Origin of the sequence: Kitasatospora sp. NPDC057904 (genome assembly GCF_042887925.1) — a bacterium.
Classification (GTDB): domain Bacteria; phylum Actinomycetota; class Actinomycetes; order Streptomycetales; family Streptomycetaceae; genus Kitasatospora.
Map to the genome: position 1 here is coordinate 281,476 of NZ_JBHVOL010000003.1, position 13,480 is coordinate 294,955.

Annotated in this window: 14 protein-coding genes; 10 read left to right on the plus strand and 4 right to left on the minus strand. The window is 74.0% G+C overall.

The features are described 5' to 3' along the window. Positions 1 to 49 precede the first annotated feature (49 nt). A complete protein-coding gene (locus ACFVSN_RS10015) occupies positions 50 to 520 on the plus strand; it encodes an SPW repeat protein (RefSeq protein ID WP_329930749.1) in 471 nt (156 codons plus the stop codon). Positions 521 to 671: 151 nt separating this feature from the next. Here the strand turns inward: ACFVSN_RS10015 and ACFVSN_RS10020 are convergent, their stop codons facing one another. Beyond that, positions 672 to 2,135 (minus strand): class II fumarate hydratase, encoded by a 1,464-nt coding sequence (locus tag ACFVSN_RS10020; protein ID WP_380445576.1) that lies wholly within the window; start codon positions 2,133 to 2,135, stop codon positions 672 to 674. 115 nt (positions 2,136 to 2,250) lie between these two features. Continuing rightward, entirely contained in the window at positions 2,251 to 2,970 is a 720-nt protein-coding gene (locus ACFVSN_RS10025) for a carbon-nitrogen hydrolase family protein (protein ID WP_380445577.1), read from the minus strand. Between the two features lie 170 nt (positions 2,971 to 3,140). Here ACFVSN_RS10025 and ACFVSN_RS10030 point away from each other — a divergent pair, with 170 nt between their 5' ends. Together ACFVSN_RS10030 and ACFVSN_RS10035 are read left to right on the plus strand one after the other, a co-directional pair. Continuing rightward, a complete protein-coding gene (locus ACFVSN_RS10030) occupies positions 3,141 to 3,464 on the plus strand; it encodes a hypothetical protein (protein ID WP_387954411.1) in 324 nt (107 codons plus the stop codon). 325 nt (positions 3,465 to 3,789) lie between these two features. Further along, entirely contained in the window at positions 3,790 to 5,598 is a 1,809-nt protein-coding gene (locus tag ACFVSN_RS10035; RefSeq protein WP_387954691.1) for a cholesterol oxidase substrate-binding domain-containing protein, read from the plus strand. Positions 5,599 to 5,639: 41 nt separating this feature from the next. On the opposite strand, the gene ACFVSN_RS10040 is transcribed toward ACFVSN_RS10035, so the two are convergent. Then, positions 5,640 to 6,266 (minus strand): helix-turn-helix domain-containing protein, encoded by a 627-nt coding sequence (locus ACFVSN_RS10040; protein WP_380445610.1) that lies wholly within the window; start codon positions 6,264 to 6,266, stop codon positions 5,640 to 5,642. Positions 6,267 to 6,460: 194 nt separating this feature from the next. Here ACFVSN_RS10040 and ACFVSN_RS10045 point away from each other — a divergent pair, with 194 nt between their 5' ends. Both ACFVSN_RS10045 and ACFVSN_RS10050 read left to right on the plus strand, forming a co-directional pair. Further along, the gene (locus tag ACFVSN_RS10045) at positions 6,461 to 7,213 is read left to right on the plus strand and encodes an AzlC family ABC transporter permease (protein WP_387954412.1); all 753 of its coding nucleotides are present in this window, start codon (positions 6,461 to 6,463) and stop codon (positions 7,211 to 7,213) included. Continuing rightward, entirely contained in the window at positions 7,213 to 7,521 is a 309-nt protein-coding gene (locus tag ACFVSN_RS10050; protein ID WP_359957373.1) for an AzlD domain-containing protein, read from the plus strand. The genes ACFVSN_RS10045 and ACFVSN_RS10050 overlap by 1 nt, the downstream gene beginning before the upstream one ends. 106 nt (positions 7,522 to 7,627) lie before the next feature. On the opposite strand, the gene ACFVSN_RS10055 is transcribed toward ACFVSN_RS10050, so the two are convergent. Continuing rightward, on the minus strand, positions 7,628 to 8,176 hold the full coding sequence (locus ACFVSN_RS10055) for a GNAT family N-acetyltransferase (protein WP_380445582.1): 549 nt from the start codon (positions 8,174 to 8,176) through the stop codon (positions 7,628 to 7,630). Between the two features lie 114 nt (positions 8,177 to 8,290). Between ACFVSN_RS10055 and ACFVSN_RS10060 the strand changes: the two genes are divergently transcribed. The 5 genes from ACFVSN_RS10060 (at position 8,291) to ACFVSN_RS10080 (ending at position 13,432) form a co-directional block, all read left to right on the plus strand. Further along, positions 8,291 to 9,478 carry an acyl-CoA dehydrogenase family protein gene (locus ACFVSN_RS10060; protein ID WP_380499960.1) on the plus strand — a complete coding sequence of 396 codons (1,188 nt, stop codon included), beginning with the start codon at positions 8,291 to 8,293 and terminating at the stop codon, positions 9,476 to 9,478. Positions 9,479 to 9,633: 155 nt separating this feature from the next. Further along, entirely contained in the window at positions 9,634 to 9,987 is a 354-nt protein-coding gene (locus tag ACFVSN_RS10065) for a hypothetical protein (RefSeq protein WP_387954693.1), read from the plus strand. Positions 9,988 to 10,207: 220 nt separating this feature from the next. Then, a complete protein-coding gene (locus tag ACFVSN_RS10070) occupies positions 10,208 to 11,086 on the plus strand; it encodes an alkaline phosphatase family protein (protein WP_387954413.1) in 879 nt (292 codons plus the stop codon). 339 nt (positions 11,087 to 11,425) lie between these two features. After that, on the plus strand, positions 11,426 to 11,908 hold the full coding sequence (locus tag ACFVSN_RS10075; RefSeq protein ID WP_380445589.1) for a hypothetical protein: 483 nt from the start codon (positions 11,426 to 11,428) through the stop codon (positions 11,906 to 11,908). 324 nt (positions 11,909 to 12,232) lie between these two features. After that, positions 12,233 to 13,432, plus strand: coding sequence for a multidrug effflux MFS transporter (locus ACFVSN_RS10080; protein WP_387954414.1), 1,200 nt, complete (start codon positions 12,233 to 12,235; stop codon positions 13,430 to 13,432). Positions 13,433 to 13,480: the final 48 nt, after the last annotated feature.

Consider the following 13,480-nt stretch of genomic DNA (forward strand, 5'->3'; position numbering starts at 1 on the left):
GGTACGGGGCAAGCGCCTTCCACGATCCGAACCACAGGAGGTGGTATCGGTGTCAACCCACACCCCGATGGGCATGGAGCACCATCCGGACATCGTCGAACTACGCGAACACTACGAGCGGGTCACCTCGACCCCGCGCGCCCAGGGCATCGAGGCCCTGGCCGTGCTGGCGGGCCTGTTCCTGGCCGCATCGCCCTGGATCGTCGGCTTCACCGCCTTCAGCACCCTCACCGTGACCTGCCTGATCGTGGGTCTGGCCTACACCCTGCTGATGGCGGGCTACGGGTCGGCCTACGAGCGCACCCACGCGCGGGCCTGGGCGGCCGCGGCGCTCGGCATCTGGACGATCATCTCCCCCTGGGCCGTCTCCGGATCGGTCGCGCACGGCAAGAACATCGTCACCTGCGTCATCGTCGGCGCCGTGATGTTCCTGCTCGGCCTCGCGGCGATCTCGATGGCCACGATCACGTCGAACGGAGCAGCGATGCGACTCGGCCGGGCCGGCCGCGCCAAGGGCTGACCTTCCCCGCAGCCCGCGTCCGGGGCACGGACCGGCGGCCCGCCGCCCTCCGCGCCCCGGCGCACACCGGCCGCACGTACACCGGCCGCACGCCCGCCGTACGGGCAAGCGCCGCCGAGCCCGTCGCCGCACCCGTCCGTGACGGCCCCCGCTACGGACGCGTCATCCGCAGCACGTCCAGCGCCTCGTCCAGCTGCTCCTTGGTGAGCTTCCCCTCCTCCACGTACCCGCGCTCCAGCACCACCTGACGGATGGTCTTGCGCTCCGCCAGGGCCTGCTTGGCGACCTTCGCCGCCTCCTCGTACCCGATGTACCGGTTCAGCGGGGTGACCACCGACGGCGACGACTCGGCGTACTCCCGGGCCCGTTCGACGTTGGCGGTGATGCCGTCCACCGTGCGGTCGGCCAGCAGCCGGGCGCTGTTGGCGAGCAGCCGCACCGACTCCAGCACGTTGCGGGCGATGACGGGGAGCATGACGTTCAGCTCGAAGTTGCCGCTCGCGCCGGCCAGCGTGACCGTCGCGTCGTTGCCGACCACCTGTGCCGCGACCATCAGCACCACCTCGGGCAGCACCGGGTTCACCTTGCCCGGCATGATCGACGAACCGGGCTGGAGGTCCGGCAGGTTGATCTCGCCGAGGCCGGTGCGCGGGCCCGAGCCCATCCACCGCAGGTCGTTCGCGATCTTGGTGAACCCGACCGCGACGGTGCGCAGCTGACCGCTCAGCTCGACCAGGGCGTCGCGCGCGCCCTGTGCCTCGAAGTGGTCGCGGGCCTCGGTCAGCGGCAGGTCGGTGGCGCGGGCCACCTCCTCGATCACGGCAGCCGGGAAGCCGGGCGGGGTGTTGATGCCCGTGCCCACCGCCGTGCCGCCGAGGGGGAGTTCGGCGACCCGGGGGAGCGTGGCCAGCAGCCGCTCGCGACCGTGCCGCACCTGGGCGGCGTAGCCGCCGAACTCCTGGCCCAGCGTGACGGGCGTGGCGTCCATCAGGTGCGTGCGGCCCGACTTGACCACCTGCGCGAACTCGGCGGCCTTGCGCTCCAGCGCCTCGGCCAGGTGCTCCAGCGCGGGGATCAGGTCGTGCGTGACGGCGGCGGTGGCGGCGATGTGGATCGAGGACGGGAACACGTCGTTGGACGACTGGCTGGCGTTGACGTGGTCGTTCGGGTGCACCGGCCGGCCCAGCCGCTCGGCGGCGAGGGTCGCGATGACCTCGTTCGCGTTCATGTTGGACGAGGTGCCCGAGCCGGTCTGGAAGACGTCCACCGGGAACTCGCCGTCCCAGCGGCCCTCCGCGACCTCCTCGGCCGCCGCCGCGATGGCCGCCGCCGTCTCCTCGTCCAGCACGCCGAGCCGGGCGTTCACCCGTGCCGCCGCGGCCTTGATCCGGGCCAGCGCGGCGATGTGCGCGCGCTCCAGGCGCTGCCCGGACACCGGGAAGTTCTCCACCGCTCGCTGCGTCTGCGCCTGCCACTTGGCGGCCGCGGGCACGCGGACCTCGCCCATCGAGTCGTGCTCGACGCGGTACTCCTGCCCGGCCTCGTGGACCTGGCCGGCCTGGTGGCCCCGGTGGTTCTGGTCGGCCCGCTGTCCGTGGCCCTGCTGATCACCCATCGCGTGCTGCACCTCCTGAACGGTCCCGAACGGCGTCCCCGTCCCGGTCTCCGATCTTGACAGCCGCGCGCGGGCCCCGGGTATTTCCGGTGGCCCGCGCGTTCACCCCCGGGGGTTACGGCAGTTCGGCGCGGACCAGGCCGCCGGGCGCGGTGCCGGCCTGGGCGACCGGTGCGCCGCCCGGTGCCCAGAAGCCCGAGCCGCCCGAGGTGGCCGGGAAGTCGCCGCTGGCCCCGGCGCTGGTGGAGAGGACGCTCCAGACGCCGTGGGCGGCGGCCCTGGCCCCGAGGTGCTCGTCGCGGCGGGCTGCGGATTCGGGTGAGGGGCCGTAGAGGGTGGACGCGACGTAGGCGTCGATGCCGAGGGCCGCCGTCTCCTCGGCGTGCGTGGGATCGGCGGCGTCCGCGCAGATCGCGAGGCCGAGCCTGACCCCGTCCAGCTCCAGGACGACGGGTGCGTCCCCGGCGGTGAAACGGTTCAGCTCCTCGCCGTGCAGCCGCATCTTCCGGTAGACGACGGAGACCCCCTCGCCGGTGACCGCCATGGTCACGATGTATTCGCGCCCGTCGGCGTCCGCGGCCGGGGCCCCGGCCAGCGCGGTGGCGCCGGTCTCGGCGCAGGCGGCGATCAGCGGTGCGAGCCGCGCGTCCGCCGGGTCGAGGGCCGGGGCGGTGAGGTCGTAGCCGGTCAGCGACAGCTCGGGGAACACCACGAGCCGCGCTCCGGCCTCCTGGACGGCCGCGGCGTGCCGGGCGGCGTTGCCGGAGACGGTGTCCGGCCGGCCGGGCTCCTCGCAGACGGGTTGGGCGACGGCGACGGTCAGGGATGCGGGCATGGCGGTGCTCCCGGGCGCGAGGCGGAAAAGATCAACGTATGCGGTCGTCCGATGGCCCGACAAGAGGCTTCGGCGGGCGGCCATCCAGGTAGAGGGCTAGGCAGGACGGAACCGGGGTCGCGCTCCGGCACGGCTGGTCAGCCGCACGCCGGCACGCCACTATGAGCCGCATGACCAACGACCAGGGCGCCACCGCCCGCTACGAGGCCATCGCCGACGAACTGGCGCCGCGCGGCGCCCACCGGAGCAAGATGTTCGGCATGCCCTGCCTGAAGGACGTCAACGGCAAGGCCTTCGCCGGACTGCACAGCGGCGAACTGGTCTGCCGCCTCGGCCGCGACTCGGCCGAGCACGCGGAGGCCCTCGCGACGCAGGGGGCGCACCTCTTCGACCCGGCGGACGGGCGGCCGATGAAGGACTGGGTCTGCCTTCCCGAATCGGCGGCCGGGCAGTGGCAGCGCTACGCGGAGGCCGCCCTCGCCGCGCCGCGCTGACGGGCCCCGGGCCCGCCCTCGCCGCGCTGACGGGCCCCGGGCCACTCCGGCGGCCCCGGCCGCGCATCGGCATGAGCCATGATCACTCGTACGGGTGAATGATCGGCTGGAACGCTTCAAACGGCCGTCCGCCACTTCGTACGCTCCTGCCCGGACCCGGGGCCGACGACGGACACCCGGGCGACGAGCTCAGGGGGCGGGACGGTTGACCACAGGACGGTGGCGCGGAGCCGGCGGCGGTCGGGACGGCGAAGCGGTGCGGGCGGCGGATCCGGGCTCCGCCGACGGGGCACGAGCGCACGGCGGCGGCCTGACCAGGCGGCAGATGCTCGGCGCGTCCGCGGCGCTCGGCGCGGGGGCCTGGCTGCTGCGCGGCACCGTCGGCCCGGACAGCGCCGATGCCGCCACGCCCGTCCCGCCCGGGCTGCCCGCCGGCACCGAGCTGTACCAGCGGGTCTTCCAGAACTGGTCCGGAGAGATCCGCACCGACCAGCTGTGGACGTGCGCCCCCCGCACCCCGGAGGAGGTCCCCGCCCTCGCCGACTGGGCGCACGCCAACGGCTGGCGCCTGCGCGCCACCGGCTACCGCCACACCTGGGCGCCGCTCACCGTCGCCAACGGCACCCCCGACAGCGCCCGCGTCCTCCTGGTCGACACGAGCCGCCACCTCACCGCGATCACGGCCGACTCACCGACCACCGTGCGCGTCCAGACCGGCGCCACCATGGAGGACCTGCTCGCCCACCTGGCCGGCCGGGGCCTCGGCCTCACCGCCTGCCCGGCGCCCGGCGAGCTCACCGTCGGCGGCGTCCTCGCCATCGGCGGCCACGGCACCGCCGTCCCGGCAGTCGGGGAGACCCGCCAGGACGGGCACGGCTACGGATCGGTCAGCAACCAGGTCACCCGGCTCACCGCCGTCGTCCTCGACCCGGCCACCGGCCGCTACGCCCTGCGCACGTTCGACCGCTCCGAGGCCGACAGCGCCGCCTTCCTGGTCCACCTCGGCCGGGCGTTCCTCACCGAGGTCGTCCTGCGGGCCGGCGCCGACCGGCCGCTGCGCTGTGTCAGCCGCCTCGACATCCCGGCGAGCGAACTCTTCGCCCGTCCCGGCGACACCGGCGGCGGCGGACTCCTGGGCGGCCTGCTCGGCGGCGGCCCACCGCGCACCTTCGCCGACTTCGTCGACCGCGACGGGCGCGCCGAGGCCATCTGGTTCGCCTACACCGAGTACCCCTGGCTCAAGACCTGGAGCGTCGCCCCGGCCAAACCGCTCGCCGCCCGCGCCGTCGACCAGCCCTACAACTACCCGTTCTCGGACAACGTCCCGGAACCCGTCGCCCGGCTCGCCGGCCAGATCGTCTCCGGTGCCTGGGCGTCGGCCCCGCTCTTCGGCCAACTCCAGTACCTCGTCGCCAAAGTGGGACTCACCGGCGACCTCACGGACGTCCTCCTCTCGGGCGGGCTGCTGCGCGACCTGCTCACCGGCGACCTCCTCACCCACCTCCTCGCCGCCGGGCTGCGCTCGGACCTGTGGGGCCCCTCCCGCACCCTCCTCCAGTACGTGCGCCCCACCACCCTGCGGGTCACCGCCAACGGCTACGCGATCCTCTGCAAGCGCGCCGACCTGCAGTGGGTCGTCAGCGAATTCGCCGCCCAGTACCGGAAGCTGCTCGCCGACTACCAGGCGCGCGGCGAGTTCCCGGTGAACGGCGCGGTCGAGATCCGCGTCACCGGCCTGGATGACCCCGCCTACGCGGACGTCCCCGGCGCCCGGCCGCCCCTGCTCTCCGCGCTGCGCCCGCGCCCGGACCGCCCCGAGTGGGACACCGCCGTCTGGCTCGACGTCCTGGCCTTCCCCGGCACCCCGGGCCTCGAACGCTTCGCCCGCGACCTCGAACAGTGGCTGCTGCGCACCTTCGACGGCACCCGGGCCGGCCTGCGCGTGGAGTGGTCCAAGGGCTGGGCGTACACCGCCGACGCGGCCTGGTCCGACCCGGACCTGCTCGGCCGGGTCATCCCCGCGAGCCTGCGCGACGGCGGCGGGCCGGGCTGGGACGAGGCGGTGGCCGTCCTGAACCGGCACGACCCCCACCGGGTCTTCGGAAACCCCTTCCTGGACGGCCTGTTGACGTAGCCGACTCCGAACGGTCGGCCATCGACGATCCATCGGGTGCGTCAGATGTGTTCCATGACGATCACCGCCAGGGTGTCCGGGGCGAGCGCGCGGAACACATGCGGGGCATCGCCCGGGTAGCTCACGTAGTCGCCCGGGCCCAGCTCCACCGGGGCCTCCGTCGGCCCGGCCAGCGCCCGGCCCGCTCCCAGCATCACGTGCTCGACCGTGCCGGGCATGTGCGGGTCGGAGGCCCGGGTCTCGCCCGGCTGCGCCTCGATGCGGTAGATGTCGCGCCGGGCGTTCGGCGGGCAGGACGACAGCACGGTGGCCGCGTAGTCGGCCCGCTCCGAGTGCGTGACGGGGCCCTCGCCCGCCCGGATCACCCGCACCGCCGGGCGCGGCGGGTCGACGAGCCGGCTGAACGGGACGTTCAGTGCCACGCCGAGCGCCCACAGGGTCTCCACGCTCGGGTTGCCCGACCCCGATTCCAGCTGCGAGAGCGTGGACTTGGCGATGCCCGCCCGTCGGGCCAGCTCGGCCATCGACAGGCCGCTGCGCTCGCGCTCGCGCCGGATCGATGCGGCGATCAGGCCGATCAGCTCCGTGCCGGAGCCCAGGGGGGAGCCCGCGCCGGAGGCCGTCCCGGATCCGGCGGAAGGGGCGGGGTTGGGGGTCGGGTCACTCATGTTGTCCACTCACGCTTCCTCGCGCCTCCTGCGGTCCCGTCTGCCTTGTCGGCCGCGCCATGCTCCCATGTCCGGCTCCCTGGCTCCTGGGCTCCCGAGCTTCCTGGTTCCCCGGCTCCCAGGACCTGGCGTTCGGTGTGGCGGTCCAAGGGTTCGCCTTGACGAACGGCTGGCCTGGGTTCATTCTAATGGACATGCGTTCGCTCTTTCGAACACTGGAGTCTGCCACCGTCCGTGACATCGCTCTGGTCTGCCTGGCCGACGCCCTCGTCGGCGCCTCCTTCGGTGCGATCAGCGTCTCCGGCGGCCTGCCGCTCTGGGTGCCGGTCGTCATGTCCCTTCTCGTCTTCGCGGGCGGGTCCCAGTTCGCCGCCGTGGGTGTGGTGCTGTCCGGCGGCGGTGCGCTCGCGGCCGTCGCCACCGGGCTGGTGCTCAACGCCCGCCTGCTGCCGTTCGGCTTCACCGTCGCCGACGTGCTCGAAGGCCCGTGGTGGCGACGGCTGTTCGGTGCCCAGCTCATCACGGACGAGAGTGCCGCGTTCGTCCTGCGGCAGTCGGACGGGCGGCGCCGGCGGGCCGCGTTCTGGCTGTGCGGGGTCGCGCTGTTCGTGGTGTGGAACGTCTCCGTCGTGCTCGGCGCGGCCGCGGGCGGGCTGATCGGCGACACGGACGCGCTCGGCCTCGACGCCGCCTTCCCGGCGGTGCTGCTCGCCCTCGTGCTGCCCACGCTCGACGACCGTCGGACGCGCGCGGCCGCGGTGGCGGGAGCGGTGGTCGCGGTGGCGGCGACGCCCTACCTGCCGGCCGGGCTGCCGGTGCTGCTGTCGCTCGTCGGGCTGCTGTTCGCGGGGAAGTCCTCGGTGGTGGGGGAGTCTCGGGCGGCAGGGGTCGAGGGTGTGGTCGCCGTGGAGAACCGGTCCAACGCCGTTAAGGAGGAAGTCCGTTGATGCCGCTGTATGCCGTGCTGCTGCTGGCCGCCGGTACGTACGCCTACCGTCTTGCCGGGCCGCTGCTCGGGCACCGGATCGAACTGTCCGAGCGACTCCGGCACTTGCTGGCCGTGGCCGCGTCCGTCCTGCTGGTTGCCCTGGTCGCCACGGGTGCGCTCACTCAGGGCCATGGCTTCGCGGGGTGGGCCCGGCCGGCGGGCGTCCTGGTCGCGGGTGTCCTCGCCCTGCGTCGTGCGCCGTTCCCGGCCGTCGTCGTGGCGGGCGCGGCGACGACCGCGGTGCTGCGGCTGTGCGGGGTGGGCTGACCGTCGCCCGGTGACGAGTGACGGCGAACAGATAACAGCGAACAGATGACAGATGACAGATTTCGAAATCTGTTCGCTGTTATCTGTTATCTGTTCGCCCCACCCGTCACCTCCCGCCCGCCCCCACCGCCTTGAAGAACACCGTTGTCGAGCACGGCGCGCCCGCCGGGTCGGTGGCGTAGTCCGGCACCTCGCCGACCCGGTTCCAGCCCGCCGCTTCGTACATCCGCTCGGCCGGGCTGCCTGTCTCGGTGTCGAGCACCAGCAGTCGCAGACCCAGCTCCGCCGCCCGCTCCTCCAGCGCCGCCAGCAGCCGCCCGGCCAGCCGGTGCCCGCGGTCCGCCGGGTGCACCATCAGCTTCGCGACCTCGCCCCGGTGCCGCCCGTTCGCGGTCGTCGCCGGCCGTAGCTGCACCGTCCCGGCGAGCCGCCCGTCGGCCTCCGCCCGCGCCGCCCACACCACCAGTCGCCCGTCCGCCACGTCCGGCACGAGCGCCCGCCACCACCGCGCGGCCTCAGCGGCCTCCAGTGGTGCCAGGAACCCGACCGACGCGCCACCGTGGACGGTCTCCACCAGCAGTCCCGCCATCTCGTCCGCCGCGCCGCGCAGCTCCTCCGCGGTCACCTCGCCGACCACGTACCCGCCACCGGACATGTCGCTTTCCTCACTCGCTCGCGCCCGCCCGCCGCCCCGCCGGGTGCGGAATACTCCCCGGTATCCCGTCATCCCGCCGAGACTACCGAGACCCCGAGACCCCAAGGAGCTTCGATGACGAAGCCGACCCGGATCGACCCGGCCGACCTGCTCGCCGTCGGCGATCTCCTCACCGACGAGGAGCGGCTCATCCGCGACACCGTCCGGAGGTTCGCCGACGAGCGGATCCGCCCGCACATCGGCGACTGGTTCGAGCGCGGGGTGTTCCCGGCCCGCGAACTGGCCCCCGAGCTCGGCGCGCTCGGTGTGCTCGGCATGCACCTCGACGGGTACGGCTGCACGGGTTCGAGCGCGGTCGCCTACGGCGTCGCGTGCATGGAGCTGGAGGCCGCCGACTCCGGGCTGCGCAGCTTCGTCTCCGTGCAGGGATCGCTCGCCATGCGCGCGATCCACGCCTTCGGCTCGGAGGAGCAGAAGCAGCGCTGGCTGCCCGGCATGGCGGCCGGCGAGCTGATCGGCTGCTTCGCCCTCACCGAGCCGGACTTCGGCTCCGACCCGGCCAACATGCGCACCCGGGCGGTGCGCAAGGGCGGCGAGGGCGGTGACTGGGTGCTGTCCGGCAGCAAGATGTGGATCACCAACGGCAGCATCGCGGACGTCGCCGTCGTGTGGGCGCAGACCGAGGAGGGCGTGCGCGGCTTCCTCGTGGAGCGCGGCACCCGCGGCCTGACCGCCACCGACGTGCACGGCAAGCTGTCCCTGCGCGCCTCCGTCACCAGCGAGCTGGCCTTCGACGACATCGTGCTGCCGGCCGACGCCGTGCTGCCCGGGGTCGTCGGCCTGCGCGGCCCGCTGTCCTCCCTCAACGAGGCCCGCTACGGCATCCTCTGGGGCACCGTCGGCGCCGCCCGCGACTGCTACACCGCGGCCCTGGACTACGCGAAGACCCGCATCCAGTTCGAGCGCCCCATCGCCGGCTTCCAGCTGACCCAGCAGAAGCTGGTCGAGATGATGCTGGAGGTGGAGAAGTCGTACCTGGTCGCGCTGCGGATCGGCCGGCTCAAGGACGAGGGCGCCGCCCGTCCGGCGCACATCAGCTTCGGGAAGCTCAACAACGTCCGCACCGCGCTGGAGATCGCGCGCAGCGCGCGGACCGTCCTCGGCGCCAACGGCATCACCACCGAGTACCCGGTGCTGCGGCACGCCAACAACCTGGAGTCGGTGCTCACCTACGAGGGCACCAGCGAGATCCACACGCTCGTGCTCGGCGAGGCCATCACCGGGGAGTCCGCCTACCGCTGACGCCCGGTGAGCCGGTGGCGGGCGGGAGAAACGCGGTGGCCGGGCCCGGGCGGGCTCGGCTACCGTCCCCTGCCATGAACGGCCAGACCACGCAGGGCGCCCCGACCACGCAGGGCGCCCCGACCACGGCGAGCGCCTCGACCACACCGAGCGCCCTGACCGCCACCACGACCCTCTGGCGCCCGACCGGCCCCGAGGAACTGGCCCTGGTCGAGGCCGCCGACTGGCGCGCCTGGCCGCCCCGCCTGCCCGAGCAGCCGATCTTCTACCCCGTCCTGAACGAGGACTACGCGGTCCGGATCGCCCGCGACTGGAACGTCCCGGCCTCCGGCGTCGGCTACGTCACCCGCTTCGAGGTCGAGACGGAGTTCCTCGCCCGCTACCCCGTCCAGCGGGCGGGTGGCCGGACCATCCTCGAACTCTGGGTGCCGGAAGAGGAGTTGGCCGAGTTCAACCGGCACATCGTCGGCCGGATCGAGGTCGTCCACGAGTTCCGGCCGCAGGCCTGACGCCCGCCGCCCGCCGTCGCCCGCCGCCGACCGCCGTCGACCGCCCCCGACCTCCGACCCCCGCCGACCGGCGGGGTGCAAGGACAATCGCCCGACACCCCACGGACACCGCCCGTTCGGTGACCGGACACCAACCGGTACGGCGAGCGGTGAACCATGGCGCGGTCGGCAGCGCCCTCGGCGGGCGCGCGCCGGATGCGCACGACCGAAAGGAACCCTCATGACCGCTGCCCCGTGGCCCCGCCCCCGCGTGCTCGTCGTCGGCATCGACGGCGTCCGGTACGACTACCTGGAGCACGTGCCGATGCCGCGGCTCACGGAGGTCGCCGACGCCGGGTTCCTCGTGCCCGTGACCGTCGCGGACACCACCCCCACCATGTCCGGGCCCTGCTGGGCCACCATCGTCACCGGCGTCGAGCCCGCCAAGCACGGCGTCTGGGGCAACCACCTCGCCGGCAACCGCCTCGACGTCTTCCCCGACTTCGCCACCCGCCTCAACCGCGGCGACCGCCGACGCACCTTCGTCGCCGCCGGCTGGGACCCGCTGATGATCAACGAGTCCGGCGGCCCCCTCTTCCGCGCCCCCGGCCGCCTCTCCTACATCGCCCCCGCCGAGGACACCCCCGAAGCCTGGGAGACCGTCGACGAGGAGGTCACCCGCGAGGCCGTCCACGTCCTCGCCACCGCCGACCCCGAAGCCTCCTTCGTCTACCTCGGCGCCGTCGACGAGACCGCCCACTTCCTCGGCTGCGGCGACGAGTACCGCGCCGCCATGCGCAACGCCGACGAACGCCTCGGCCGCCTCCTCGACGCCGTCCGCGGCCGCGCCACCCACGCCGACGAACAGTGGACCGTCATCGTCGTCACCGACCACGGCCACGTCGACGCCGGCGGCCACGGCGGCCGCACCACCGAGGAGCGCACCGCCTGGGTCGCCTGCGCCGGCCACGGCATCCCCGCCGGCCCGCCCACCGGGGAGATCCGCCACCCCGACGTCGCCGCCCAGGTGTACGCCTCCCTGCTGCGCCCGATCGACTCGCACTGGACCCTCGACGGCCGCCCGTTCCCCGTCTCCCGGCCGGTGCCCGCCGCCGTCTGACGGGTGTACGGTACGGGGCCGGTGCCCCGGGTGCAGCACACCGGGCTGCGCACGGGCCGGACTTGAGTGACGCTCTATCGGGACCCCGGCACCGCTCCGGCGCACACCGCCGGCGCGGCGCCCGTCACCCGAAACCGCGGGTGGCGGCACGTACGTCTGAAGGTGGAGAGGCTACCCCGTGGGATGGAGGCGTGATCGCGACCTCGTGGTGACGCCCCGGCCGTCCGGCGCGGGCCAGGATGGTTACACCGGCCGGGGGAACACCGCGGGCCGAACGGAACACTCGACACCCGCACCGACAGCGGACACGGAAACCGGACAGGGAGAGGGCAGGCGGACATGAAGGGCATCGTGAGCAAGGTCGCGCTCGGAGTCGCCGGGACGGGCATGGCCGTCGCCGTGGCCGCCGTCGTCATCGGCCCACGCGTGTCCGAGTGGTACGACGGCCGCCACCAGGAGCAGGTCTCGTACGCCACCGGCAGCGAGGCCAAGGCCGACCGCCACTCGATGCCCGGCTGGCTGCCCGACAACGCCTCCGCCGTCCGCTACCTGATGTCGACCACCGGCGACGACCGCCTGCTGCGCGCCACCCTCCCCGAGGGGCGGCTGCCCGTCGGCTGCACCACCGGGCTGACCGGCAAGGGGGTGCACCCGGTGCCGGTGTCGCTCAAGGCGGGCTGGTTCCCCGACGGCGTCGCGGGCAAGGCCACCGGCACCTGCGGGCACTACAACGTGATGCTCTCCGGCAACCAGCTCTACGCCTGGCAGGACGGCGCCGCCGTCCAGGCGGCCATGCGGGCGGAGCGTCCCGAGAAGCGCTGAGGCACGGGCCCCCGGGCGGACGGGTGAACGGTTCGGTGCCCCCGCTGTCGGAGCGGGGCCGGGCTGCGATAGGACGGAGCGTGGACAAACCCGTCCCGCCCCGTCCCGCCCGTCCAGCAAGGGAGCCCCATGCCTGGCCCCGGCCCCGGCCCTAGCGCCGGCCCGTCCGACGAGACGCCCGGCCCTGCCGCCGGCCCCACCACCGACCTGTCGTCGGCCCCAGCCGGGGCTCCAGCCGATTCGGCCACTCCAGCCGCTGCGGCCACTGCGGCCACTGCGGCCGCTTCGGCGGCCCCGGCGGGTCCCGGCCGGGGCACCGTCGCCGTGCTCGGGGGCCTGGTCGCGCTCGGCCCGCTGACCACCGACCTCTACCTGCCGGGCCTGCCCGCGATCGCCGACGACCTCGCCGCCGATCCGGCCGCGGTGCAGCTCACCCTCACGTTCTCGATGTTCGGGGTGGCGGCCGGACAGCTGCTGTTCGGGCCGCTCAGCGACCGCTTCGGACGCCGCCCGCCACTGCTCGCCGGGCTCGTCCTCTACACCCTGGCCAGCACGGTGTGCGTGATCGCGCCCAACCTGCCGCTGCTGATCGCCGCCCGGTTCGTCCAGGGCGCGGCCGGGGCCGCCGGACTGGTCATCGGACGGGCCGTCGCCCGTGACCGCTTCCAGGGTGTGGCGATGCTCCGGTTCCTCGCCTCGATCACCCTGATATCGGGGCTGGCGCCGATCCTCGCGCCGATCGTCGGCGCGCAGCTGCTCCGGGTGACGTCGTGGCGCGGCACCTTCGGGGCGCTGACGGCGCTCGGGCTGCTGCTCGCGCTGGTGGCGTTCGGCGCGCTGCGCGAGACGCTGCCCGCCCAGGCGCGGCACGGCGGAGGGTTCGGGTCCACCCTGCGGACGATGGGCGGGCTGCTGCGCGACCTGCCGTTCCTCGGGCTGATGCTCACGGGCACGTTCGGGTTCGGGGCGCTGTTCGGGTACATCAGCGGGTCGTCGACGGTGCTGCAGCACGTCTACCACGTGTCGCCGCAGACCTACAGCCTGCTGTTCGGGCTGAACTCGGTGGCCATCGTCGGGATGACGCAGATCAACGGGCGGGTGCTGGCGCGGCGCTTCACAGCGGGCGCGCTGATGCTGGCCGGGCTGGGCCTGGCGGTGGTCGCGGGCGTGGCGCTGGTGCTGGTGACGACCGTGTGGGACTTCGGGCTGATCGGGGTCTGCCCGGCGCTGTTCGTGATGATGGGCAGCATGGGGATGATCCTGCCGAACTCGGCGGCGCAGGCGCTCGGTCTGGTCGAGCCGCAGGCGGCGGGGACGGCTTCGGCGCTGCTGGGGACCGGCAACTTCCTATGCGGGGCGTTGGTCGCACCGCTGAGCAGCCTGGGCGGGCGGCCGTCGGCGGTGCTGCTGGCGGTGGTCGTGCTGTCGAGCGCGGTGCTGGCGAGCGCGGCGTACGTGGCGCTGTGCCGGCCGTGGCAGGCGCGGGCCGAGGTCCCGGGGCGTACGGGGAGCCAGGCGGGCTGAGGGGCGGCCGGCGGCCGACGGGGGACGACGAACAGCTGACAGATAACA

Bases quoted from the DNA above. Each gene is read 5' to 3' on its own strand.
- ACFVSN_RS10020 (WP_380445576.1), bottom strand. From the start codon at position 2,135: ATGGGTGATCAGCAGGGCCACGGACAGCGGGCCGACCAGAACCACCGG.
- ACFVSN_RS10025 (WP_380445577.1), bottom strand. From the start codon at position 2,970: ATGCCCGCATCCCTGACCGTCGCCGTCGCCCAACCCGTCTGCGAGGAG.
- ACFVSN_RS10030 (WP_387954411.1), top strand. From the start codon at position 3,141: ATGACCAACGACCAGGGCGCCACCGCCCGCTACGAGGCCATCGCCGAC.
- ACFVSN_RS10035 (WP_387954691.1), top strand. From the start codon at position 3,790: ATGCTCGGCGCGTCCGCGGCGCTCGGCGCGGGGGCCTGGCTGCTGCGC.
- ACFVSN_RS10040 (WP_380445610.1), bottom strand. From the start codon at position 6,266: ATGAGTGACCCGACCCCCAACCCCGCCCCTTCCGCCGGATCCGGGACG.
- ACFVSN_RS10045 (WP_387954412.1), top strand. From the start codon at position 6,461: ATGCGTTCGCTCTTTCGAACACTGGAGTCTGCCACCGTCCGTGACATC.
- ACFVSN_RS10050 (WP_359957373.1), top strand. From the start codon at position 7,213: ATGCCGCTGTATGCCGTGCTGCTGCTGGCCGCCGGTACGTACGCCTAC.
- ACFVSN_RS10055 (WP_380445582.1), bottom strand. From the start codon at position 8,176: ATGTCCGGTGGCGGGTACGTGGTCGGCGAGGTGACCGCGGAGGAGCTG.
- ACFVSN_RS10060 (WP_380499960.1), top strand. From the start codon at position 8,291: ATGACGAAGCCGACCCGGATCGACCCGGCCGACCTGCTCGCCGTCGGC.
- ACFVSN_RS10070 (WP_387954413.1), top strand. From the start codon at position 10,208: ATGACCGCTGCCCCGTGGCCCCGCCCCCGCGTGCTCGTCGTCGGCATC.
- ACFVSN_RS10075 (WP_380445589.1), top strand. From the start codon at position 11,426: ATGAAGGGCATCGTGAGCAAGGTCGCGCTCGGAGTCGCCGGGACGGGC.